Origin of the sequence: Cobetia crustatorum (assembly GCF_000591415.1) — a bacterium.
Taxonomy (GTDB): domain Bacteria; phylum Pseudomonadota; class Gammaproteobacteria; order Pseudomonadales; family Halomonadaceae; genus Cobetia; species Cobetia crustatorum.
Window position 1 is genome coordinate 1 of record NZ_JEMF01000001.1, and the last position, 25586, is coordinate 25586.

Below are 25586 nucleotides of genomic sequence, written 5' to 3' on the forward strand. Positions count from 1 at the left end.
GGGCTTCTTTATGTGTAGCAACTAACGAACTGTCGATTTACTCAACACTCGCTACCGGTCTATTCATTCGCGCAACGCGCTTGCTCTGCCCGCCCGATTCCTGCATCACTAAGCGCTTCTCTGACATCTTCAAGGCTTGAAGGGTCATCAATGGTCGAAGGCACCTGATACTGCTCGCCCGCAGCGATCTGACGGATCATCTTGCGCAGAATCTTGCCAGAACGGGTTTTGGGCAAGCGCTCCACGATCAGCACATCCTTGAGCGAGGCAATGGCACCGATACTGTCACGTACACGCTCACGCAGCATCTGACGAAGAACCTTCTCATCGCCGGTCCAGTCATCCTTGATGATCACGAGTCCCAGCGGCATTTCACCTTTGAGTGAGTCTTCGATACCGATCACGGCGCACTCGGCAATGGCTGGATGCGCGCCCAATACCTGCTCCATTTCACCCGTCGAGAGACGATGGCCTGCCACATTGATGACATCATCGATGCGGCCCATCACGAATAGATAGCCGTCTTCATCGAGATAACCACCATCACCAGTCAGATAATAACCGGGGTAGGCGGCAAGATAGGCCGACTGAAAGCGAGCGGCATCTTGATAGAGGCCCGTCAGGCATCCCGGTGGCAGCGGCTGTTGAATGACGACATTTCCCTGCTCTCCTGCCGCGACTTGGTCCCCCATGCCATCCAGTATCTGGACATTGAAGCCGGGCAAGGGCCAGGTGGCACTCCCGGCACGCGCAGGGACCGGCGCATGCGGCAGTGCCTGCGCATCTTCCAGCATATCAAGCCCCAGGAGGTTACCGGCGACGGGCCAGCCGGTCTCTGTCTGCCACCAGTGATCCACGATAGGCACCGGCAACAAGTCATTCAGCCAGTGATAGGTCGGGGGATCGAGGCGCTCTCCGGCGAGAAACAGACTGCGCAGACTGGAAATATCTCGCCCTCCTATCAGTGACGCTTCGGGGTCTTCCTTCTTGATCGCGCGAAACGCGGTCGGCGCGCTGAAGAAACAACTGATGCGATATTCCTCAATCAAGCGCCAGAAGGCACCTGCATCCGGCGTCTTGACTGGTTTCCCTTCATACATGACAGCCGTCGCCCCAATGAGCAACGGGCCGTACACAATATAGGAGTGGCCAACGACCCAACCGATATCGGAAGCCGCCATGAAGATATCGCCGGGGCGGACACCGTATAGAATTTCCATCGAATAATGCAGCGCAACCGCATAGCCGGCATGGTCTCTCACCACTCCCTTGGGCTTGCCGGTAGTACCGGAGGTATACAGTATATATAACGGCTCACTACCCAGCATGCTGACGGCTTCAGTTGCCTGAGCATCTTGCAAGCACGCTTGCCAGTCATGATCTCGTGGGCCAAGCGTCGCGAGCTGTTGATCGCGCTGGAGGACCAGACAGGCCTCAGGTGTGTGCCCAGCAAGTTCAATCGCTTCATCCAACCACGGCTTGTAAGGGATGACTCGATCTATCTCGACGCCACAAGAAGCCGCCATGATGACCTTGGGGGCGGCATCATCGATGCGTACAGCAAGCTCCTTGGGCGAAAAACCACCGAAGACGACCGAGTGCACAGCCCCCAGGCGAGCGCATGCCAGCATGGCCATCATGGCTTCCGGCACCATCGGCATATAAATGATGACCCGATCACCCTTCTCGACACCCAAGCCACGCAAGACACCGGCCAGCCGTGCAACATCATCACGCAGCTCACGATAGGTATACTGCCGTTTGCTATCGGTGACCGGTGAGTCCCAATACAGAGCGACCTGATCGCCTCGCCCCTCTGCAACATGATGATCCAGCGCGGCGTGGCAGATATTCATCTCACCATCGATATACCAGCGAGCATGCTGCTGAGTATCCCAGGCGAGAATGGTCTGCGGCTGTCGAAACCAGTTAATCCGTCGAGCCTGCTTGGCCCAAAAATCCTCTGGCGTCTCATTGGCGCACGCGACAAGTGCCATATAGCGCTCGCGCGACGCAAGCGTGGTGTCCTCGAGCATGTATTACCTCTTCCATCGCTTGGATGACGGCTATTTTATTGTTCTTCCACTGCCCTTCACTTGGAGGGGTATGACTCAGGCTAGTGCTGCGTATAACGAACGTTTGAACATAGCGGCAGCCAATTGCCGTCTTTTCGTAAAAATCGTCATACCATGATGTACCTTAGGACATAAATTGCCTTATTGAGATGCCATCCCACTAGTCATACCACTGTACTGGCACTGAAAAATCGAAAGACAAGCCTTAAACATACGCTTGAATGCCTACTCAGGGCAGACTTGTCAAAATGTCAAAGCATCAAGACACCACGCTCGATGATTTACCGTTTAAGATTCCCTTGGACGTAACACGCGGAGTTATTGATCATTCACTAATCAAGGATAGGTCATAACCAAGCGCCACGGCGTAGCCCAGAATCGATTACCAAGGATATTACGCATGAATGCCAAATTATCAGCCGCGAGGAAAAGCCCCATGCCTGCGCCCAGCAATGTCATCACGCTGCACCAGTCGGGTGAACGAATCATTGAAGAAGCCACTGCCCTGCTCAAGGCAATGGGCAATGAGAACCGCCTGCGCATTCTGTGCCTGCTCAGCGATAGCGAAATGTCGGTCAGTGAATTGAATGCTCGTCTTGAACTATCTCAGTCAGCGCTTTCCCAGCACCTGGCAATTCTACGCCGCGAAGGCATGGTCCGGACACGACGCTCCTCTCAGACCATCTATTACTCGCTGCAAGGTCCTCATGCAGCAGGCGTCATTCGCGCGCTGCAGGAACTCTATCGTTAAAAAAGGGCGCCAGTCTTAGACTGACGCCCTTGTCGTAAGGCCACTCGCATTACCAGGAACTACATTCTGACTTTCAGTAGCGAGGATGCAGCACCGCTAGCCGTCAATAATGGCACGCGCAACACCCTTTCTCCCAAGACTCTCGATGTGAAACAGGCGGGCCACGGAATGGCCTTCTGTCTTGAGCAAATATTGAGAACACTATCTCAAGGTAGCACGCGACAACCTCGCTTGAGCTTACTGCTGATGCCAGCGAGACTCTGCATTGCGCTCCAACACACGGTCTAGTACGCGATCCAGCCCCAATGTCACCCCTTTGCCAAAACGATCCATCACACGACGCGGCTTCTCCAGGCTGACTTCAAACACCTTGACCTCTTCTTTCAGATAGCGAGACAACAGCGCCTGGCTAGTTCCCACTTCATCGATAAGTCCAATATCGATCGCCTCACTTCCATACCAGATATCACCCTGAGATACAGCGTCGACATCCAGTTGCGGCCGGCGACTACCGACATGCTGTTTGAACAGCTCATGAGTCCGTGCGAGATCAGACAAGAACTTCTCACGTCCTTCTTCGCTATTCTCACCCAGCATCGTCAGAGTGCGCTTATAACGCCCTGCCGTCAGAATTTCGACATCTACATCGTGTTTCTTGAGTAAACGATGCACATTGGGCACCTGGGCAACCACACCAATGGAGCCGATGACCGCGAACGGTGCTGCAATCACATGATCTGCCGCGCAGGCCATCATGTAGCCTCCACTGGCAGCCACTTTATCGACGGTGATCGTCAGTCGCGCACCGCTGGCACGCAGACGATCCAATTGCGCTGCTGCCAAGCCATAGGCATGGACGAGGCCACCACCAGACTCCAGTCGCAGAACCACTTCATCCTTCTCACCCAGTACACCTTCGAGCGCGGTAATCTGCTCTGCAAGACTTTCAACACCAGTTGCCTTGATGTCGCCGACAAAATCCAGCACAAACGCGCGACGCCCGTTGCCATGCACAGTGGCATCGGTAGATGACTTGTCACCACTCTTGGCTTTCGCCTTCAGTGCCTTCTTGAGCACCTTGGCTTCCTGCTTATGCTGCTTGGCGCGGGCCTTTTCGTTGGCCGCGTATTCAGCATCTTCAAGACCAGCTTGGCTTAGCTCACGCTGATAGGCTTTCATGCGCTCATTCCAAGGGCGAATCTTCAGCTTGGCTTCACGCTCACCCCCATCACCTTGGCGCGCACGCACAATGATAAGAATGATGGCACCAATCGCTACCACGACAGTGATTGCCTGTGCCAGAAAGAGGCCGTAGGCCGAAATCCATTGCATGCACTTGCTCCTGAGCAGATAAGATAATTGCCGGACATTTTCCCGAGCAGATAATAGGTTAGCCGGCAGCATGGCCGGCTAACGGAGATCCGACAGACATTGGGGCGTCACTGCCTGCCTGCAAGTGCTGAAGGCTGTCACTCTCCCTGTTTCATCAATAAAGAATAATGCTCGGTCACACACTTCAAAAGATCATCCCCAACGACTTGATTGGAACGGTCGTTTGAAATAGTCTGATAGACATTCTCGACGGCCGCTTTTGTATTTTCTCGGCTCTCATCGCCACTCGTATCGATAAGGAATACCCTCATGGCCACAGCCAACACTGTTATCGACATGCTCAAGAACCGCTTCAACCCGGAAGCGGCCAAGGGCATGGACGAAGTTTTCCAGTTCAACATCACCGATAGCGATGATTACTACATGATCATCAAGGATGGCACGCTGGATGTCGCCGAAGGAGAGCATGATGATCCGTCTGTCACGTTGAGCACCGACAGCGAAACTCTCAAGGGCGTCATGAAGGGCGAAGTCGATGGTATGCAAGCGTTCATGACTGGCCGACTCAAGGCAACCGGCAACATCATGCTGGCCACCAAGCTGACGTCACTGTTTCCCAATGGCTGATGTTTGAAAGAAACACGTGAGAGCTGCTTTCCTCCAAAAAAGCCTGCCAACTGGCAGGGGCTTTTTTGGAGGTGGCGATTCGCATTGCCACATGGGGGCGCTCAACGACCGCTGGCTACCGAGCGCAGAAAGTTGTCAATCAGCGCATGCGAGATGGAGAACCTCGGCGGTAACCCCGGCAGATCTTCTGGCGTAAACCACTGGGCATCCTCGATCTCGGCACCATCAATGACAATATCCCCTCCTGCATATTCAGCGTAGTAGCCAAGCATGAAGGAATGCGGGAAAGGCCAGGACTGACTCTGGAAGTAGCTCACCCGCCCGACTTCAACGCCAACCTCCTCGAACACTTCGCGCCGCACTGCCTCTTCAGCACTTTCACCGGCTTCGATAAAACCTGCAAGTGTCGAGTACATGCCTGGCCCGAAACGCGGACTACGCGCCAGTAACAATTCGCGCCCTCGCGTAATCAGCGTGATGATGCAAGGCGAGATACGCGGATAACTACGATGCTGACAACCGGTGCAATGCATCGCAAACTCGTGCTCAAGCCGCTTCATGCGCTTACCACAACGGCCGCAGAACCGATGGTCACGCATCCACTTGAGCACCTGTAGTGCACTCGACAACAATGGAAACTGATCCCGCGGCAAACTATGCAGCCATTGCCGCGCAGCTGGCCACTCTGGTGAGCCGGCCTCGCCGAGTGCGGCAATTGGCGCCCCCTGCCACTCACCAATTCCTATCGCGCCTGACGGCCAATCGCACTGTGGCTGAATGATTCCACCATCAGCTGCCGGCGCGACGCCTTCGCGGCCAATACGGATCAGATATCCGTGACGACTAGCCATCCGAGATAGATCACGCACCAACATCAGGCATGACCTCCCGGGTTACCCCGAGAATCCAGACTGCCCAGTGCTGCAATGGTCACGTGATCGAATGCACAATCTGCCTTGGCGCGTATCTCTTCGCACCAGGCATTGTGGCGTTCAAGCTCCAACGCAGAAAGACCAGGCGTGACCAGCCGCGGGCGATCATCGCGCAGGCGACGAACCCCGACAACGCCGCCTTCTTCACCATCACCTTCGTCGAGGGTATCCAACCCCAGCGCGGTCTGACCACCGGTCATCGCCAGGTAGACATCACCCAGAATCTCGGCATCCAGCAACGCGCCGTGTAGCACGCGATGCCCGTTGTCGATGTCATAGCGCTTACACAGCGCGTCCAGGTTATTACGCTGGCCGGGGTGCTTGGTACGAGCCAGTTTCAGCGTATCAAGGATGGCGCAGTGATCGGCCACTGGCCCAAGCGGAGTGCCGCGCGCCGAATTGATCAGCCTGAATTCGTTATCAATGAAGCCCACATCGAATGGTGCATTATGGATAATCAGCTGGGCGCCCTTGATGAACTCCCAGAAGGCATCCGCCACATCGGCAAACACCGGCTCGTTGGCGACACGTTCATCGGTGATGCCGTGGACACCCATCGCCTCTTCGTCGATCAGACGTTCAGGATTGACGTACTGATGATAGCTGCGGCCGGTCAGGCGGCGATTGACCATCTCCACCGCACCGATTTCGATCAGGCGATGGCCTTCCTTTGGATCAATACCGGTGGTTTCAGTATCGAGAATAATCTGACGCATCTCAGACCTCTTGGTGAACAGTGGAGCGACTGACGTCGCTGCCGCAAGGCGCAAGCCTCATGGTGAAAGCCGGAAGAGAACATGACATATCCGGCACTGCGTTGCTGACAGAAAGCGTAAGAGTGTGATGCTTCAAACGCGGCGCTGCATCTCGTCAATCGCTTCGTTGGCCAGACTATCAGCGCGCTCATTACCTTCATCACCGCTATGGCCCTTTACCCAGCGCCACTCGATAGCATGACGCTCGCTCTGGGCCAACAGCGCCTTCCAGAGCTCCTCATTCTTGACCGGCTGCTTGGCGGCTGTCTTCCAGCCACGCTTTATCCAGCCATGCACCCATTTGGTAATACCGTTCTTGACGTATTCAGAATCCGTCCACAACACCACATCACAGCGCTTGGTCAATGCCTTCAGTGCTTCGATAGCGGCTGTCATTTCCATGCGGTTATTGGTGGTCTCACGCTCACTGCCCTTGAGCTCTTTGCGATGCTTGCCACTGACAAGGATCGCCCCCCAGCCACCCGGGCCCGGATTACCCCTGCAGGCACCGTCGGTATGGATCACAACCCGGGAAGGCAAAGTATCGGCGGTAGCATCAGCGGCTGAATCAGGCGTGGAAGGACTTTGACTCACAGGGAACACTCTCAAAGGATGAAAGAAACGCACACGCTGCCAGGACATCAATACGCCCCTCACCGACAACAACGCACGACAATGGGCCATCATTCTAACCATTCGTGCCGGACTGCGGCAAAAGCCACTGTGTTTTTTTACAGCCTCTGACATCGGGGCGAATACGGCGTGTCATGGTGTCTCGTCAGCAAGCATGACTGAATGTCAGCGCTTACCCTTATCAGCCTCACGCCGGGGCACATGTCCTTCACGGGCATGCATACGCGTTGCCTGACTGATGGCAACACCCTGAATGGCGACACGAGAACGCTTGGCATTGATTGGCTGCACATAGCCGACATTGCGTCGTGCCCGAATCAGCATGAGACTGCCCAGAGGCAGGTTGTAACGACGCCCCATGCGTTCCAGCCAACCATGACGAAGTCTCAGTCCCGGCAGATGGAAGCCGGCATAGTCGATGCGCTCAATATCGAAATCCACGAATGCCAGCCAATCACGCAAGGCAGCAGACGTCCGCCAACGTCCTTCCCATGGCGTGATATGGCGACGACGAGGGTCTAGGCGCAACAACCCTTCACCTGAGAGGGGTTGCCAGGCAACGATGATCAAACTGCCACTGGAGCGCAGAACCCGTGCAGCTTCGCGTAGCAAACGATGAGGTTCCGGCGCCACTTCCAGTAGATGATGAATCATGACCAGATCCATACTTTCATCTGGCAGCGCAAGCTGTGTCAGGGGGCAAATCAAGGTCGAGGGTGACTCGGCAAGCTCCGGACCAGGCGCCCACTGAATCGCGTGACGAATGGCAGACAGCGATAACAGATCATTGCCACCGGGACCAAGACACAGGCTATGGAAGCCGAAACAGCGCTCAAACAGCGGTGTCAGCATCTCGCGCTCTGCTGTCAGTACATCCTGCCCCTCCGGTCCTTCAAGGAAGGCACGCATCGCTCTTACATGTGCGCTCAGCAAACGAGCATGCTGACGCTGTCGTTCTTCAGCCGTTAGCTGCGTGGCGGTATTGGCCACAGTGAAGGGATCTTTCCACATCCATCCATCTCCCGACATTTCAGAGAGAAAAGCTCCCTCTGACACAGGCAAATTTTGACACTTGCCTACATTCTCACACCATAAGGGGTTTGACACTTACATGCTTGCTCGTCAGGCTTGATGCCTTTGAATGGCGCCAACACGTTCAATGACATCATCTCGACATGCTCGCTGGGCGTCTTTAGTCGCCCAGCCGACCCGTGACGAGCCTGACATTCAATGAACGATACCGCTGTTTACAGGTCATGATACTGCCCTGTTCAATAACACGAACAGGCACCTTGACTCAGGCAAATGAGAAAGGTGACAGGACAGCAGGGCCCAATGCCATCATGAATGGCAGCATCACAGAACATACTTCGCGTTGTTGATGTCGCTCTCCCCTCTGTATACCGCCCTATCAATAAGGCACACAGAGGGTTGGCAGCAAGATCGGCAGCTCATAATCCAAGCGTATGTGTCAGTGTCTATGGCGTCGCGACGAACCTTCAGTATTCGTCGATGACAGCATGCTTTTTATCGCTTCAATCTGATGGCTCCTCGCCTGCAGATATGTTGAAGCTCTTGATTTGTCACCGCATGCGATACCGTTCAGCACACTGATCAGCACGCACAAGATAACGTAGAGCACCTGACCCATATGATGAGCGTAACGCCCATAGCGGCTTTTCAGGACAACTATATCTGGCTAATTCAAAGCGATGGCAGCAATGCTGTTGCGGTGGTTGATCCGGGTGATGCCACGCCAGTGATAGAGGTATTGGAATCACGGGGCCTGACCCTGGATACCATCCTGATCACCCATCACCACAAAGATCACACCGGTGGACTGCCAGAGTTGGTCAAACGCTATCAACCTCGTGTCATCGGTCCGCATAACCCGGCCATTCAAGACATTGATGAGCGCGTTGCACAGGGCGACACCTTCCGTGTGCAGGGCCGCCTCTTTGAAGTCATGGAAGTGCCCGGACATACACTGGACCACATCGCTTTCGTGACCTCAGGCATGCCGGGGCTGCTGTTCTGTGGTGATACTCTCTTTAGCGGTGGCTGTGGCCGTCTGTTTGAGGGGACAGCACAACAGATGCACGACTCTCTCAGCCGACTGGCCGCATTACCAGAAGATACACTCGTCTTTCCCGCACATGAATATACCTTGGCCAACCTGGCCTTTGCACACGCTGCAGAGCCTGATAACAAGCTGTTGGACGATGTCACGGCCGACTGTGAGAACACGCGCTCGCTGGGCCGCCCCACACTGCCCTCGAACATCAATCGAGAGCGGCATATCAATCCGTTCCTGCGAAGTGCCAATCCGGCACTTCAACGGCATCTGGTGCAGGAAGGACGCCTGTCAGCCTCCTCGGATCAAGAAGATTCCGCCTTGTTAGCCTTTACGGCATTACGCCAGTGGAAGGACAACTTTTAGTCCTGCTGCCCGCGCACCTGTTTTCTCGGTACTGCAGTGCGATCTGCGCTCAAACGTGCGATGCATGGCCACCGACACAGGTGTTTCGCGTGACAGCGGGTCGAGAACCTTATTGATCTCGATCAGCCCCCGCAGTCACTGATTGTGCCGGAATGTCCGGCTAGCTGAGCCCGCGTCGTGCCCATCCGACGCCGGCTCGCCATAGAGTAATCATTCAATGCATCAGCAAGACCTCCGTACCGACGGCCAGAAGACCGCCGACACGCCGTCTAATGCATCTTTTGGCCAGTATCGACTGCGCCAGCTAATTCGCCTCGCCTCCTTTGGAGCAGGCATGTGCCTACCATTGATCGCTCTGCCGGCCAGCGCCAGCTCAGCGGCGATAAATGACATGACAGCGTCCAGTGTTCAGCAAGCCGCACCACTGAACTTCATGGAAGCGCTGGACGCCATCCCGGCCAATTACGCCGATGTCTGGGAGCGCCTGCGCGCAGGTTACCAACTCCAGCAGGACACTGGGCGGCCTCGCGTTCGCAAGTGGATCGATTGGTATCAGGAGCATCCCCAGCACGTCGAACGTATCGCTGAGCAAGCGCGCCCATGGATTCGTTACGTCACTCGTCGCGCTGAAGCGCGTGGTTTGCCCGCAGAGCTAGCACTGTTGCCTTTCATCGAGAGCGCCTACGACCCTGATGCCGCCCACCCCGGCGGCGCGACAGGCATGTGGCAGTTCATGCCGGCCACCGGCGATGAAATGGGGCTGACACGCAATCGCTGGTACGACGGCCGCAAGGATGTCCTGCTCGCCACTGATGCTGCACTGGACTACCTCCAGGCCCAGGGCACTCGTTGGTATGACGGTGATTGGGAGCTAGCGCTGGCCGCCTATAACGCTGGCGCTGGCACCGTGAACCGTGCTCGTGAACGAGCTGATGGTGATGATGACTACTGGGGCATCAGCTTGCCCAATGAAACCATGGAATATGTGCCCAAGCTGCTGGCGCTGGCTGCCATCATTCGTGCGCCGGATGAGTACGGCATCACGCTGCCAGAAATTCCTGACAAAGCCGAAATCGCTGCCGTAGACACCGGTGGGCAGTTGGATCTTTCTACTGCCGCAGAACTTGCAGGTATCAGCGAGCGTGAGCTGCGCGCACTGAATCCAGCCTATAAGCGTTGGGCGACTAGCCCCGGCGATAGCTCGCTGGTCATTCCAGCAACGGCGCGCGATACCTTCCTCAGCCAGTTGGCTACACTGCCGCAGGAAGCCCGTCAGAGCTGGGATAGTTATCGCGTTCAGCATGGTGACACCCTGTCAGTCATTGCACGACGCAGCGGCCTGTCACTGTCAGAACTGAAACGTAAAAATCATCTCTCGAGCAATACGATTCGTATCGGCCAGGCATTGATGGTGCCAGACCGCATCGGCGCGACGGCCACTCAGCTGGCCAGTGCCAATGGCCAGAAAAAAGTCCTTGTGAAGCGTGGTGACTCACTCTCACGCATTGCTGCACGCCATAATGTCACCACTCGCCAAATCACGCGCTGGAACAAGCTGTCAGTGTCTGACTATCTACGCCCGGGCCAGATGCTGACGCTTTACAGCGCGAACTGATCAGCCACACTCGCCAGAGTCGTAGCATCAAGAAAACGCCCCCGTCATCGATGATGACGGGGGCGTTTTCTCAAGGGGCGTCAGGCACTCGTCATCTAATGTCAATAAAGTAATCTCGCGTATCTACTCGTGGGCCTGAGCATGGCCGCTGGCAGGGAACTTCGTTACTCTTGGCGAGGTCGATTGTGACAGAGTCGCCTTTAGACAACATGCTCGCGGCAGTATATTGCGTTCACCAATGTCAGCCATACCGTCAACGGCCCACTGACCAGGGTCATTCAGTCAAGGAAGTTGCCGATGCATCTTGTTTCTCCTGTCACACGCCGAACCTCGGGGGCACTACGCACCCTGTGCATCGGCCTGCTGATACTGGGTGGTACATTCACCGGCAGCGCACAGGCACAACCCTCACGACAGATTTCTGCAACGGCACCAGAGCAGACATCTCAACAATCTCCTCTGAATGTGCCGACCGTGCACGGGCTGGCCATTTACGGCGAGCCTGCTCACAAGGCAGGCTTTGACCACTTCCCCTACGTCAATGTAAATGCCCCCGTTGGGGGCCGCATGACGCGCGCCGCCATCGGCAGTTTCGACTCCACCAACCCCTTTATCCTCAAGGGAAATCCGGTGGCCGGGCTGAACTACTTCGGGGGGCTGATCTACGACACTCTGATGACACAATCCGCTGATGAGCCTTTCACCGAATATGGCTTGCTGGCCAGCGGTATTCGCCTCGCCAAGGATCGAAGCGCGATCGAGTTTGATATCGATACACGCGCCCGCTTCCACGATGGCGTGCCTATCACGGCCGCAGATGTCGTCTTCACCTATCGACTGCTCAAGGACGAAGGCCTGCCTTTCTTCAAGAGCTATTACCATGACGTCACGGGCGTCAGCGTAATCGATGACGACACCGTCAGGTTCGACATGTCGCCTGAAGCCGCTCGTGAACTGCCCTTGATCATTGGCCAGCTGCCGGTACTTCCCGAACATTACTGGAAGAATCGCGACTTCACGCGCGCCACGCTGGACATCCCGCTGGGCTCTGGCCCTTATCGCATGGATTCACTGGATGCGGGGCGCCAGGTTCGTTACGTGCGCGTCGAAAATTACTGGGGAAAGGATCTACCCGTCAACAAGGGTCGCAACAATATCCAGACGCTGGTCTACGACTACTACCGAGACCAGACCGTATCACTGGAGGCCTTCAAGGCCGGCAGCATTGACCTTCATGTCGAAAGCAGCGCCAAGAGTTGGGCAACCGCGTATGACACACCCGCCCTGCAAGAAGGGCGCCTGAAGAAGCTCGAGGTGCCGGACAGCAATCCGGCCGGCATGCAGGGCTTCGTGCTCAATGAGCGTCGCGCACGCTTTGAGGATCCGCGCGTACGTGAGGCGCTGGCGCTGGTCTTCGACTTCGACTGGATCAACCGCAACCTCTTCTACGGCGCCTATCAACAGACGCATAGCTACTTCGAGAATTCCGACATGGCGGCTGACGGCGTGCCGACCGGCAAGGAGCTTGAGTTGCTGGCGCCCTTCAAGGACGAACTCCCCCCAGCGGTTTTCGAGCAATCGCTACCGATCGATGAGCCCACTGACCTACGCCCACGCCTACGCAAGGCGCTGGGCCTACTGCGTGAAGCGGGCTATCAGGTCGTCAAGGGACAGCTTGTCAACCGCAGTACCGGCAAGCCGCTGACGCTGGAAGTGCTCAACTACGACACCCAGTTCGAGCGCGTCATCCAGCCCTGGATTCGAAATCTGGCACGTATCGGTATCCAGGCGCGTATCCGTACCGTCGACGTCAATCAGTACATCAATCGTCGCCGTAGCTTCGATTTTGATGTGGTGGTGGGCAGCTATCCGCAGTCCAACAGCCCGGGTAGCGAGCAGCGCGAATACTGGACCAGCGACTATGCCGACGTGGCAGGTTCTCGCAATCTGATCGGCCTCAAGAGTCCGGTCATCGATGCCTTGACCGACACGCTGATTCAAGCCCAGACCCGCGAAGAACTTCTCAGCGCAACGCGCGCCCTGGATCGCGTGCTGCGCTGGGGCTTTCATGTCGTGCCCCAGTGGCACCTTGCTGCTACGCGCATCGCACTCTGGAACAAGTTCGGCTACCCCCAGCCGTTCCCTGAATATCTCTTGAGCCTGGATAGTTGGTGGGTAGAACCGACAAAAGACGCCACGCTCGACCCTGGAGAGTAATTCTTCAATTACAGCACGTGCTGATGAATATCTGGGTCGCTGGATCTACTCATGCGCCATTTGCTTAACCAATAAACATGATGCCCTCCAGAACGCACATCCGCTGCCGACAATGGAGGGCACGCGGGGAGATTACTCTTGGGTGCTTATATTCTGCGCCGAGTCTTGTTGATGGTTCCAACATTACTCGGGATTTTGTTGCTCAACTTTCTGATCGTTCAAGCCGCCCCCGGTGGGCCCATCGAGCAGTTGATGTCACGCCTGGATGGCCTGAGCGCCGGCGCCAGCACACGACTGAATAGTGGTGGTGGCGATGGTGTCAGTAGCGGTGGCGGAGGAGCATCCACCTATCGAGGCGCCTCGGGCGTCGACCCCGCCCTCATCGCGGAACTGGAGCAGCAGTTCGGCTTCGACAAGCCCGCCTGGCAGCGCTTCAGCGACATGGTCGTGGATTACGCCCAATTCGATTTCGGCGATAGCTTCTTTCGCGACAAGCCAGTGATCGACCTGATGCTCGAACGGCTGCCGGTTTCCATCTCATTGGGGCTATGGACGACGTTACTGGTCTACCTGATCTCAATTCCACTGGGGATTCGCAAGGCGCTAGTGCACGGTTCGCGCTTCGATGTCTGGACATCAGGCGTCGTCATCGTCGGCTATGCCATCCCGGGATTCTTGTTCGCCATCCTGCTGATCGTGGTCTTTGCCGGCGGCAGCTATCTGGATTGGTTCCCGCTCAGAGGGCTGACCTCGCCAGACTTCGATGAGCTTTCTACCGGCGGCAAGATCCTGGATTACTTCCACCACATCGCCCTGCCCGTCGCCGCTTCGGCCATCGGCAGCTTTGCGACCCTGACGATGCTGACCAAGAACAGCTTCCTTGATGAAATTCACAAACAGTACGTGCTGACGGCGCGTGCCAAGGGTGCCAGTGAAAACCGCATTCTTTACGGGCATGTGTTTCGCAATGCGATGCTGATCATCATCGCCGGGCTACCGGCAGCGCTCGTTGGCATCTTCTTCACGGGATCGCTGCTGATCGAGGTCATCTTTTCGCTCGATGGGCTGGGCCTGCTCGGTTTCGAGGCGGTACTGCAACGCGACTATCCGCTGATATTCGGCACACTCTTCCTTTACACCCTGATTGGCCTGGTGCTGAAACTGGTGTCTGACCTGATGTATGTGTGGATCGATCCGCGCATCGACTTCGCAAGCCGGGAGGCCTGAGATGCGCAGCGACACTCTTTCCAACACTCAAGCAATGCCTGAACTCCCATCACGCGATTCCTCCAGACTGTCTCCCATCACGCGACGCAGAATTTCGGCCTTTCGCGATAACCGTCGCGCCTGGTGGTCATTACTGATTTTCGGCGTACTGTTCATCGCGTCACTGGGAGCTGAGCTGATCGCCAACGACAAGCCGCTGCTGGTCGAGTATCAAGGTGAGACGTATCTGCCGATGCTGCACGACTATCCAGAGACCACCTTCGGTGGCTTTCTACCGACCGCGACCGACTATCGTGACCCCTATGTGATCGAGGCGATCAATGCCGATGGCTTCATGATCAACACCCTCATTCCCTACTCCTATGACACGCTGGACCTCAACCTTGGTTCGCCAGCGCCCTCCTCACCCAATGCTCGCCATTGGCTGGGTACCGATGATCAAGGTCGTGATGTACTGGCACGCGTGATCTATGGCTTCCGCCTGTCGGTCATCTTCGCGTTGGTACTGACAGTGGGGTCAATGGTGTTGGGCGTGCTGATCGGCGGCGTGCAGGGCTACTTTGGCGGCAAGGTCGACCTCATCGGCCAGCGGCTCATCGAAATCTGGTCGGGTTTGCCGGTACTGTTCCTGCTGATCATTCTGGCCAGCATCGTCGAGCCCAACCTCTGGTGGCTGACCGGCATCATGTTGCTGTTCTCGTGGTTGGGCATCGTCGATATCGTGCGCGCCGAATTCCTGCGGGCACGCAATCTGGAATACGTACGTGCCGCGCGGGCCATGGGGCTGCGATCACGCCTGATCATGTGGCGTCACGTGCTGCCCAATGCGATGGTCGCGACGCTGACCTTCATTCCATTCCTGTTCACCGGCGCGATCACGACCCTGACAGCGCTCGACTTCCTTGGCTTCGGGCTACCGGCAGGCTCACCGTCACTCGGCGAACTGGTCGCGCAGGGCAAAAACAATCTGCAGGCGCCCTGGCTTGGCATGACGGCTTTCCTGAGCCTCGGGATCATGCTCACGTTATTGGTCTTCATCGGTGAGGGATTGCGAGATGCCTTCGATCCACGTCATGTCAGCGCTCGGGAGCAGAACGCATGAATCGTCCCTCTCCATCCCCGCAAGCCACCACGACCGGTGCTGAGCCCAGCGTGCTGCGTCTTGAGAATCTCGGTATCCACTTTGGCAAGAGTGAGGTCGTCAAGGGGTTATCGCTTGAAGTGAAACGCGGCGAGTGTCTGGCGATCGTCGGCGAATCAGGTTCCGGCAAGTCTGTCAGTCTGCTAGCGAGTCTTGGCCTGCTACCGGGACACGCACATGTCACCGGTACGCGAGAGTTCACTGCTGCCGATGGCACCACGACCGACCTTGCCGCACTGACACCTCGTCAATGGCAGCGAGTGCGCGGCGGACGCATCGGGTTTGTGTTTCAGGAACCCATGACCTCGCTCAATCCCTTGACGCGAGTCGGCGAACAGATCGCGGAAAGTCTGCGTCTGCATCAAGGATTGCGTGGCAATGCGGCTCGCCATCGCGTCCTGGAATTGCTGCAGCAGGTACAGCTGCCGCGCCCTGCAGAGCTGATCGATGCCTGGCCACATCAGCTGTCTGGTGGCCAGCGTCAACGCGTCATGATCGCCATGGCCATGGCCAATGAACCGCCGCTGTTGATCGCCGATGAACCGACCACGGCCCTTGACGTCACGGTTCAACAAGAGATCCTGGCGCTGCTCGACGGGCTGCGCCGTAATCAGGGCATGGCATGGTACTCATCAGTCACGACCTCAATCTGGTGCGTCGCCATGCCGATCGCGTGGTCGTGATGCGCCATGGCGAATGCATCGAGCAGGGGCCCGTGGCACAGGTCTTTGATCACCCCAGCGCCGACTATACGCGCGAGTTGCTCGCCGCCGAGCCTGAAGGCAGCGCCATTGCGCTCAATGAGGCCGATGCCGCGACGCCTGTGCTCGAAGCACGCAGACTTGAAGTCCGCTTCTCGCGCACGCGCAAGCTGTTTCAGAAACGGCCCGCCGACTTCATCGCTCTCCAGCCATTGGATCTGACACTGGCCAGAGGCGAGACACTTGGAGTGGTGGGAGAATCGGGCTCCGGCAAGACTACGCTCGCACTCGCCTTGCTGAAGCTACAGACCTCCCGTGGTGAGATTCATCTCGAAGGAGAACGTCTGGACACGATGGATCGCCATACCTTGCGTGCCCGGCGCCGACAGATGCAGATCGTCTTCCAGGACCCGTACGGATCGCTCTCACCGCGCATGCCGGTCTCGGACATCATCAGCGAGGGACTGCGCTTTCATCATCCTGCGCTCTCGGAAAGCGAGGTCAATCAGCGCGTGGCTCAAGTGCTTGAGGAAGTCGAACTACCTGCCGCCTGTGCTGATCGCTATCCGCATGAGTTCTCGGGTGGACAGCGACAGCGTATCGCGTTGGCACGCGCGCTGATTCTGGAACCACGCTTGCTGGTGCTCGATGAACCGACCTCGGCACTTGACCGCAGCGTACAGAAACAGCTGATCGCCTTGCTACGCGATCTTCAAGCACGCCGTAGTCTCAGCTACTTGTTCATCAGCCATGACCTGGCGGTAGTGCGCGCACTGTCACACCGCGTAATGGTACTGCGGGACGGAAAGCTGATTGAAACCGGGACGACAACACAGGTGTTGGGCAATCCACAGCAAGACTACACGCGCGCCTTGATCAAGGCGGCGGGCTTGTCCAGACAGTGACAACATCAGTGATACAAGGCTGACACACCCTGAAGGCTGGCACTGCGCCAGCCCTTCAGGCTTTCAGACATCCATACTTTCAGACATTCATGCCTACCGCCCTGACACAGACACTACGAGCTTGAGAAACAATCGGTTGGGCAGCGCTACGCCATTGCACTCTTTGCATCTTTGCGTTGCACATGTACCAACATATGATTGCAAATAATAAAGGTTCTCAATATGATTCAGTCAGATCCTGGGCCAGCAAAAGAGAGATCAAGCGACGTGAACGTCGCCTCTCGACATACCTGAAGCCCATGCAACGTCGCTTCACGCGCACGGCATAACAAATAGACTGATCAAGGGAACCTCATGACCGCTCAATTCCGCTTTGCTTCTCGCAAGCCGCTCGCCGTCGCGATCGCACTGTCCGCCTCACTGCTCGCCGGTGCCGCTCATGCACACGAAGGGCACCAGGCAGAGGCCAAGGATGTCACTGCTGAAGCCGTCGTCTCTCAATATGCCAATGTGGCTCATGCCACCTATAGCGATGCACTCGCCAGTGCCAACGCGCTGCGCGCCGCCAATGCTGCGCTGATCGAAGCACCATCCGAGGCAACTCTTGAGGCGGCTCGCACTGCCTGGAAGCAAGCTCGCGTGGCGTATCAGCAGAGTGAAGTGTTCCGCTTCGGTAATGCCATCGTCGATGACTGGGAAGGTCAGCTGAATGCGTGGCCGCTGGATGAAGGCCTGATCGATTACGTCGAAGGTGATGGTTATCAGGCAGAGCTTGGCAACCCGGGCGCCAGTGCCAACATCATTGCCAGCGAAAGCGTGCAGATCGGTGCCGACAAGATCGATACCACCGAAATCACTCCAGAACTGCTGGCCTCTCTCAATGAGCTGGGCGGCTTTGAAGCCAACGTGGCCAGTGGCTATCACGCCATCGAATTCCTGCTCTGGGGCCAGGATCTCAACGGTTTCGACGCCGGTGCCGGTGAACGCCCCGCCAGCGACTTCGCCAAGGGTGATGCCTGCACAGGCGACAACTGTGATCGTCGTGGCGCATATCTGCTCGCCGCCAACGACCTGCTGATCACTGATCTAGAATATATGGTGGGTCAGTGGGCTGAGGGCGACAAGGCCAACTACCGCACTGAGCTGACCGCACTGCCGGCCGGTGAAGGCCTCGAGAAGATGCTGTTCGGCATGGGCTCACTGTCGCTGGGCGAACTGGGTGGCGAGCGCATGAAGGTCGCACTGGAAGCCAATTCCTTCGAGGACGAACACGACTGCTTCTCTGACAACACCCACTACTCACACTTCTACAATGCCAAGGGCATTCAGAATGTGTATGAAGGAAAATACGTGACACTGGATGGCCGGACCTTTGAAGGCCCGTCGCTGCATCAGCTGGTGGCCAACAACAGCCCTGAGCTTGCCAAGAAGATGCACGATGCGTTCGACACTACCATGGGCCAGTTACAGGTCATGGTCGATACGGCCGAAGCAGAAGACGGCATGAAATTTGACCAGATGATCGCACCGGGCAACGCCGAAGGGGCCGCCATCGTCAATGCCAGCATTCAGGACCTCGTCGCCCAGACTCGTCTGATCGAAGAAATTGCCGGTACCGTGGGTATCAGTGGCCTTGAAGCCGATACCGCCGATCACGAATTCTAAGCCGCTGGGTGCTGACGTCATGCGCAGCAGATGATTGACGCTTGTGTGATTCACTCAGCGTAACCGCCTCTGGTGCGGTCACGCTGAGTGAGTCGTGCAAGCCAGGGGTAACCACCCTCTGAATCACTGGACGCGTTGATTTCAGACCATCATTTTCGCCCGGGCCTGCCTTGTTGCAGGTTCGGGCGTTGATGGTTTTTTACACCGGCAATTAATGCGCGACTGCTAATTGAGCAACCTGACCGCGCTCGCCAGGATATCTTCATGATGTACCGACCGATGATGCACCGTCCGATGATGCACGCTTTACCGTTAGCCATTGCGCTGGCAACCCTTGCGACGACCGCCGTCACGGTACAGGCCGCACCGATCACCACCGTCACCGAATATCTGTCAGCGCTGCCCCTGCAGAATACCGCCAAAAGCGGTGGTGAAGGCAGTGTTCGCAAACACGATACCAACGCGTATTCCCTCCCCGCCAAGAACATGAGCTTCGATCAGCGATTGTCGTTCAGTGTCGGTAACAGCTTCTTCAAGAGCCCGTGGGTCATTGCACCTGCCAGTACTACCGCACGTGATGGTCTGGGCCCGCTATTCAATACCAACGCCTGTCAAAACTGCCACGTCAAGGATGGCCGCGGCAGCCTGCCTGCCGGCAATGATCCTGCCGTTGGTCTGTTTCTCCGCCTCGGCATGCCAGACAGTCCGGAACACAGTTGGGACGATGAGGAACGTGAATTCCGTCGTATCAGCGGTGTAATGCCACATCCCGTCTATGGCACGCAGCTACAGAATGCCTCTGTGCCCGGAGTGCCTCAAGAAGGCCGCATGCAGGTCGATTATCAGCAGAAGTCAGTCACGCTGGCCGATGGTGAAGTCATCACTCTGCGCGCCCCCCACTACTCCATTGTCGAGGCTGGCTTTGGTGATCCAGGTCCGATCGCTCTCTCGCCCCGTCTGGCGCCGGGCATGGTCGGTCTTGGGCTACTTGAGGCAGTCAGCGATGCCATGCTGCTGGAATGGGCCGACCCTGAAGATAATGACGGTGACGGCATCAGCGGCAAGCCCAACACAGTATGGTCCATCGCTGATGATGCACTGGTACAAGGGCGTTTCGGCTGGAAAGCCGGTCAACCGAGTGTTCGTCAGCAGAGTGCCAAGGCCTTTGCCGGAGACATGGGACTGACATCGTCACTCGTCGGATCAACCGACTGCACACCGGTGCAGAAGTGTGACGTCATGCCCAGCGGTGGCACGATTGAAGTCGAAGACAACGTGATGGATAACGTAGCCTTCTACTCGCGCAATCTGGCCGTCCCGACGCGTCGCGACATCGACGCACCCGAGGTACGCGCCGGTGAGCAACTCTTCCGAGACCTGCAATGTGCCAGCTGCCATCGCCCAACACTCACCACTGACAAGGCTGGCGTCGCCGCACAGTTGGCTGGCCAGGTGATCTGGCCGTATAGCGACATGCTGCTGCACGACATGGGCGATGCGCTGTCGGATAACCGCCGTGAGTTCGAGGCGACTGGTAACGAATGGCGCACGCCACCACTATGGGGCATTGGCCTGGCACAGACCGTGAATTCCGCGACCGGCTTCCTGCATGACGGCCGTGCACGCACGCTGCTGGAAGCCGTGCTATGGCATGGTGGCGAAGCACAATCCAGTCGTGATGCTGTCGTGGCCCTGCCGACCGAGCAACGTGAAAGCCTACTGCGCTTCCTGGAATCGCTCTAAGCGGGAAAATCCTGCCTCAGGGCCGTCAAGACATGACTACCCTGCCCTGAGTCAGATACCCGAACGACGATTCATCTTGATCATGTTTGTCTTGCTGCTCTGATATAGGAAACCCTGTTCATGTCCCACGTCTTGTTTACTGCTTCTCGCCCGCAGGCCATGACTCTGCGCAAGACCTCGACCGCTGCCCTGGTGGCCTCAGGCATGACACTGCTCGCCGCCGCTCTGGCCTCACCTTCAGTGATGGCAGAAACGAGCAAGGAAACAGTCAGTGCTGAAGCCGTCAGTCAATTCGCGGCTGATACGCTGACCACTGCCCATCAGCAGCTCGCCACACGCCTCGCCACGCTGGCGACCAACGCTCAGCAGTATTGCACCGCAGAAGGCGACACCTCTCTCGAAACCCTCAAAGATAATTGGCGCAGTGCCATGTTGGGACTGAATCAAGTCAACTGGATCGAGATGGGGCCGATTCTGCAAAACTCCCGTCAATGGCAGCTCTATTTCTGGCCGGACAAGAAAGATCTGGTATCACGCAAGACACGCGCCCTGCTGACAACCGATACGCCTATCACCAGCGATGGCCTCGCCGATCAATCCATCGTATTGCAGGGCCTGGGCGGGGTGGAATATCAGCTGTTCGATGCCCAATATGCCGATTCACCGCTGACAGCTGACTCGCGCCGCTGTGAACTGATGACAGCCAACACTGCCTATCTCGCCGCCAGTGGCAAGACGCTGCTCGGGGAATGGCAACAGTTCGCACCGCAACTGGCCGAGGGTAACGGCAGCTTCAGCGATCCACGTGATGCCGTGCTGTCGCTGGTACGCGCGATGACGGTTCAGCTCGAAGCCATCAAGGACCGCAAGCTGCGTCGTCCGGTCGGCCTCAACAATGGCGGGACTGCCAACCCCTATGCGGCCGAATCCTGGCGTGGTGGCATGGGTCTGGCCAACATTCGCTCGACACTCGAGGAGATGGAGCGCATCTGGGTCGGCAACGAGAAAGTCCCGGGCATTCATGGCTATCTGAATGGTCAGGTAGACCCGCGCATGCTGGCCTCAACGACCCGCGATTTTACCGATACACGCGCAGCCTTTGCCGCATTGCCGGATGATCTGGCTGCCCTGCTGCGTGATGACCCACGCAACAGCGACCTCCAGCAAGCATTGATCCATCTGGAAACGCTGCAGGCTGGCTTCGCCGATACGCTCAATCCGGCACTCGGCCTGTCACTGGGCTTCAACAGCACCGATGGTGATTGATCAGCAATGAGCAATTTCTCGATAGGAGGAGGCACGAGAGCCTCCTGTGCTTCTCAGCGCCGACGCCTACTTCAGGCATTGGCCAGTGTGCCGCTGATGGGATTGACAGGCGGGCAGGTGGCCTTCGCTGGCGGTAACAACGCAACCAGTGGACAGGACCGCCGCCCTGCAGGAGTCGTAATATCTGCCTGCGATGACGAGAGCGGTCAGCATCATGCCAGCTGTATGCGCTATTCAGGTGAAGAGCGCTGGCGCCAACCAATCAATGAACGTGCGCATGGTGCAACTCGTCACCCCCATAAGCCGTGGGCGCTGATCTTTGCTCGCCGTCCGGGCCAGGAAATCAATGTCTTCGATATCGAAAGCGGCGAGCGAATCACCCGCATCAAGGCAGCACCGGATCGCCACTTCTATGGGCATGGCGTGTTCAGCCCGGATGGCGGCCTGCTGTATGCCACCGAGAATGCCATCACCCGCGGCGAAGGCCGGATCGGTGTCTATGATGCCAATCGCGACTTCGCACGCATTGGCGAATTCGACAGTGGTGGCATAGGGCCACACGAAATACGCCTACATCCGGATGGTCAGCAGCTGATCATTGCCAATGGCGGAATTCTGACACGCCCCGAGACGGGACGTGTCAAACTGAACCTGGACACGATGCAGCCCAACCTGACACTGCTGGATCGCATCTCAGGCAAGGTCAACTGGCGAGATTCTCCCTCGCATCACCAACTCTCCCTGCGCCATCTGGATGTCAGTCGCGACGGCATTATCGTGGCGGGCTATCAGTACCAAGGGCCGCCCTCCGATTCGCGCTCCTTGATCGTGATGAAGCGCCCTGCAAGTACTGCACTGGAAGAATTACCATTGCCGATGGGCTACGTCTCACAGCTCAAGCAGTACATTGCGAGTATCGCCATCTCGCCTGATGGAACGCTGGCCGTAGCGACTGCGCCGCGCGGGAACCTCATCACGCTGTGGAATCTGGATACTGGCGAACTTGATTCGACGCTGGACTTCGCCGACTGTGCCGGTGTGCTGGCCGTGCCAACCACCAATGAGACTCCGGCAGGTTTCGTGGTCAGCAACGGGCGTGGCGAATGGCTACTGATCGATGAAGATGGCCTGCCCGCGCTGGGTCCCGTTCGTCTCGCCAATACCCACTGGGACAACCACCTTGCGCTGATGTGAGCTGGTGGTCTTTCAGTGATCTTCTCCACGAATGACAACGCCCCGCAGGCAATGGCCTGTGGGGCGTTGTCATTTACAGCAAGCAGGCTCAGAAGCGATAAGACAGGCTGCCGATGATGCTGCGCGACTCGCCGTAGTAGCACCAATAGCTGCAGCTGGCGACGTATTCCTTGTCCGTCAGATTGCTGACATTGACCTGAGCGCTCAGCTCACGAGTGAAGTCATAGCCGACCATGGCATCAAACAGCAGGTAGTCAGATACGGTGGTATCGCCATCCACTGATTCCCCCACATAGCGGGCACCGGCACCGAGTCGCAAGCCATCCAGCGTACCGCTCTCAAAAGCATAATCCAGCCAGCTTGAGGCCTGGTGACGCGGAATCAGCGGCGCACGCACATCGTCTTCCAGACGAGCATCTGTATAGGTGTAAGCCGATGTCAGCTTGAGGTGATCGCTGAGATAGCCGACCATTTCCAGCTCGAAGCCACGCGACTGACGCTCGCCTTCCTGCACTTGGATGGCGCCCCGGGTGACCAGGGTATTGTCTTCGGTGAGATCAAAGACGGCAGCGGTCAGGTAACCATCCCAACCCGCGGGCTGGTACTTGGCACCCAGCTCCCACTGGCGCCCTTCGCGCGGCTCATACAGTGACCCGCCATCGTCCACCGCACTGATCGGCTCGAAGGATTCGGTATAGCTCAGGTAGGGATTGAGACCGACATCACTCAGGTACATCACGCCACCCGACCAACTGATCTCATCATCATCGGAGCGTTCACGCGTGCCCGTGGACTCATTCACGTTTTCGGTCTCGGCCTGGTCGTAGCGCACCCCCGCCAGCAGTACCCACTTGTCGTCGATGCGCAGCTGATCCTGCACGTAGAGGCCGATCTGCTCCTTGTCGATATCGCGCCGCGTGATCTGGTCATCGCTCAAGGCGGTGTAATTGCCGTATTGCGGGTCAAATAGATCGATCGGATCGCCGAAGGAATAGTCATCCGCTTCCTTGCCCGACAGGCTCAGATTCTGATAATCCACGCCCAGCAGCAGAGTATTTTCGGTGCGGTCGCCATACCATTTGCCGATCGCGCGATTGTCGACGGTATAGCTATCGATGGTGCCCTCGCGGTACAGAAGCCCCCGCTGTCCTTCGCGCGCCGAGGACTGATAGAGGATGTAGCTGCTGATCAGATCAAGATCGAGCTGGCTATAGCGGAAATCCTGCTCAAGTGACCAGGTATCGTTCAGGCGATGGCGTAGCTCGTAACCCAGTGAGGCCTGAGTACGTTCATCCTTGTCATAGCCCGGCTCACTGTAATTGGTCTGTGGGTCGATCTTGCCAAACGGCGTATCGTCCACGGTGCCATAGGCCAGTTTGAAGGCATTGGTGGGTACACCGTCATCCTTCTGAAGGCTAGCCAGCACGGTCAGCTGAGTGTCATCCGAGATATCCCACGTCAAGCTGGGCGCGAAGTAGTAACGCTCATTCTCGGTGTTATCCAGATCACCATCGCGCTCACGATATAGCCCCACCAGTCGATAGCGAACATCGCCGTTCTCGCTCAGATAGCCACTGGTATCGAGCCCCGTCTGACGTAGCCCACGATTGCCAATCTGCAGCTGAATTTCAGTCTGCGGTTCATCTGTCGGGCGTTTGCTGATGGCATTGATCAGACCGCCGGGAGGCGCCTCACCATAGAGGATGGAAGATGGCCCCTTGAACAGATCGATCCGCTCCAGACCGTAGGTTTCGGGCAGCCACTGATAGAAGCCTTCGCGATAGATACGCAGGCCATCCTGATAGGTCGATTGATCGAAGCCGCGCACCTTGAACCAGTCAGTATTGTTGTCAGAGCCGTAGTGGCCCGATAACACGCCTGCGCGATAGCGGAAGGTTTCATCGAGCTGCTGTACATTGCGCGTATCGAGCTCGGCACGGTCGACAGTCGAGACCGCCCGTGGTGTTTCCACCAGTGGCGCCTCGACCTTGAGTGCAGTACCGACCACGACCATGGTGTCGTCATTATCACGCTGCTCTGCGAGTGACGTGAGCGGCTGGACCAATAGCCCCGTCGCGATGCAGACGCGAATCGCGTGACGCAATGGTATGAAGGTCGGACGAGCGTCAGTCGGTGATGCTGGCGCCATTTGCAGCGAATGTGCGGACATGTCGAGTTCCCTTGATGATTGATTGGGCCTGAAGATCTTGTTATCTCCTCTCGTGATGCGGCCCTTGATGGCACGCTACCGTATCGAGGATACAAATCACGGTGATTCGTATTTATCGTAAAAATCCCGTATTGGGCCTCGAACATCCCTCCAAGGCCCGGCCGTGTCTCAGTCCTTTAGCGGTCTCTTGAGCACTC

18 protein-coding genes and 1 pseudogene are annotated in these 25586 nt (G+C 57.1%); 12 read left to right on the forward strand and 7 right to left on the reverse strand.

Annotated features, from left to right (window positions below):
* Positions 1 to 59 precede the first annotated feature (59 nt).
* Positions 60 to 2036 (reverse strand): acetate--CoA ligase, encoded by a 1977-nt coding sequence (locus tag BF12_RS0100005; RefSeq protein ID WP_024950458.1) that lies wholly within the window; start codon positions 2034 to 2036, stop codon positions 60 to 62.
* A gap of 475 nt (positions 2037 to 2511) precedes the next feature.
* On the opposite strand from BF12_RS0100005, the gene BF12_RS0100010 reads away from it, so the two are divergent.
* A complete protein-coding gene (locus BF12_RS0100010) occupies positions 2512 to 2826 on the forward strand; it encodes an ArsR/SmtB family transcription factor (RefSeq protein ID WP_024950459.1) in 315 nt (104 codons plus the stop codon).
* A gap of 237 nt (positions 2827 to 3063) precedes the next feature.
* On the opposite strand, the gene sohB is transcribed toward BF12_RS0100010, so the two are convergent.
* A complete protein-coding gene (gene sohB, locus BF12_RS0100015) occupies positions 3064 to 4158 on the reverse strand; it encodes a protease SohB (protein WP_024950460.1) in 1095 nt (364 codons plus the stop codon).
* Positions 4159 to 4467: 309 nt separating this feature from the next.
* On the opposite strand from sohB, the gene BF12_RS0100020 reads away from it, so the two are divergent.
* Positions 4468 to 4785 carry an SCP2 sterol-binding domain-containing protein gene (locus tag BF12_RS0100020; protein ID WP_024950461.1) on the forward strand — a complete coding sequence of 106 codons (318 nt, stop codon included), beginning with the start codon at positions 4468 to 4470 and terminating at the stop codon, positions 4783 to 4785.
* Positions 4786 to 4886: 101 nt separating this feature from the next.
* Here BF12_RS0100020 and nudC read toward each other — a convergent pair whose 3' ends face one another.
* From nudC to BF12_RS17945, 4 genes are all read right to left on the reverse strand, one after another.
* Positions 4887 to 5660, reverse strand: a complete 774-nt coding sequence (nudC, locus tag BF12_RS0100025) for an NAD(+) diphosphatase (protein ID WP_024950462.1) — start codon at positions 5658 to 5660, stop codon at positions 4887 to 4889.
* Positions 5660 to 6433: a DNA polymerase III subunit epsilon gene (gene dnaQ, locus BF12_RS17940; RefSeq protein ID WP_024950463.1), complete on the reverse strand. Its 774-nt coding sequence runs from the start codon at positions 6431 to 6433 to the stop codon at positions 5660 to 5662. Before dnaQ ends, nudC begins: the two co-directional genes overlap by 1 nt.
* Before the next feature lie 132 nt (positions 6434 to 6565).
* The gene (rnhA, locus tag BF12_RS0100035; protein ID WP_051510602.1) at positions 6566 to 7066 is read right to left on the reverse strand and encodes a ribonuclease HI; all 501 of its coding nucleotides are present in this window, start codon (positions 7064 to 7066) and stop codon (positions 6566 to 6568) included.
* Positions 7067 to 7270: 204 nt separating this feature from the next.
* A complete protein-coding gene (locus BF12_RS17945) occupies positions 7271 to 8116 on the reverse strand; it encodes a class I SAM-dependent methyltransferase (protein WP_024950465.1) in 846 nt (281 codons plus the stop codon).
* Between the two features lie 640 nt (positions 8117 to 8756).
* Between BF12_RS17945 and gloB the strand changes: the two genes are divergently transcribed.
* The 10 genes and pseudogenes from gloB (at position 8757) to BF12_RS0100090 (ending at position 23219) form a co-directional block, all read left to right on the forward strand.
* Complete coding sequence (gene gloB, locus BF12_RS0100045) at positions 8757 to 9545, forward strand: hydroxyacylglutathione hydrolase (RefSeq protein ID WP_024950466.1); 789 nt, start codon at positions 8757 to 8759, stop codon at positions 9543 to 9545.
* Positions 9546 to 9762: 217 nt separating this feature from the next.
* Complete coding sequence (locus tag BF12_RS0100050; RefSeq protein WP_024950467.1) at positions 9763 to 11160, forward strand: LysM peptidoglycan-binding domain-containing protein; 1398 nt, start codon at positions 9763 to 9765, stop codon at positions 11158 to 11160.
* 297 nt (positions 11161 to 11457) lie between these two features.
* Positions 11458 to 13377, forward strand: coding sequence for an extracellular solute-binding protein (locus tag BF12_RS0100055; protein WP_024950468.1), 1920 nt, complete (start codon positions 11458 to 11460; stop codon positions 13375 to 13377).
* A gap of 138 nt (positions 13378 to 13515) precedes the next feature.
* The gene (locus BF12_RS0100060; RefSeq protein ID WP_024950469.1) at positions 13516 to 14604 is read left to right on the forward strand and encodes a microcin C ABC transporter permease YejB; all 1089 of its coding nucleotides are present in this window, start codon (positions 13516 to 13518) and stop codon (positions 14602 to 14604) included.
* 1 nt (position 14605) lies between these two features.
* Positions 14606 to 15706 carry an ABC transporter permease gene (locus BF12_RS0100065; RefSeq protein ID WP_024950470.1) on the forward strand — a complete coding sequence of 367 codons (1101 nt, stop codon included), beginning with the start codon at positions 14606 to 14608 and terminating at the stop codon, positions 15704 to 15706.
* Positions 15703 to 17351, forward strand: a pseudogene (locus BF12_RS17950) (ABC transporter ATP-binding protein). Before BF12_RS0100065 ends, BF12_RS17950 begins: the two are co-directional and overlap by 4 nt.
* Positions 17352 to 17705: 354 nt before the next feature.
* Positions 17706 to 19016 (forward strand): imelysin family protein, encoded by a 1311-nt coding sequence (locus BF12_RS0100075; RefSeq protein WP_024950471.1) that lies wholly within the window; start codon positions 17706 to 17708, stop codon positions 19014 to 19016.
* A gap of 264 nt (positions 19017 to 19280) precedes the next feature.
* Complete coding sequence (locus BF12_RS0100080) at positions 19281 to 20759, forward strand: di-heme oxidoreductase family protein (RefSeq protein WP_024950472.1); 1479 nt, start codon at positions 19281 to 19283, stop codon at positions 20757 to 20759.
* A 120-nt stretch (positions 20760 to 20879) separates the two neighbouring features.
* Positions 20880 to 22025, forward strand: coding sequence for an imelysin family protein (locus tag BF12_RS0100085; RefSeq protein WP_024950473.1), 1146 nt, complete (start codon positions 20880 to 20882; stop codon positions 22023 to 22025).
* Between the two features lie 6 nt (positions 22026 to 22031).
* Positions 22032 to 23219, forward strand: a complete 1188-nt coding sequence (locus tag BF12_RS0100090; protein WP_084487862.1) for a DUF1513 domain-containing protein — start codon at positions 22032 to 22034, stop codon at positions 23217 to 23219.
* Between the two features lie 88 nt (positions 23220 to 23307).
* Here BF12_RS0100090 and BF12_RS0100095 read toward each other — a convergent pair whose 3' ends face one another.
* Positions 23308 to 25389, reverse strand: coding sequence for a TonB-dependent siderophore receptor (locus BF12_RS0100095; protein ID WP_024950475.1), 2082 nt, complete (start codon positions 25387 to 25389; stop codon positions 23308 to 23310).
* Between the last annotated feature and the right edge of the window lie 197 nt (positions 25390 to 25586).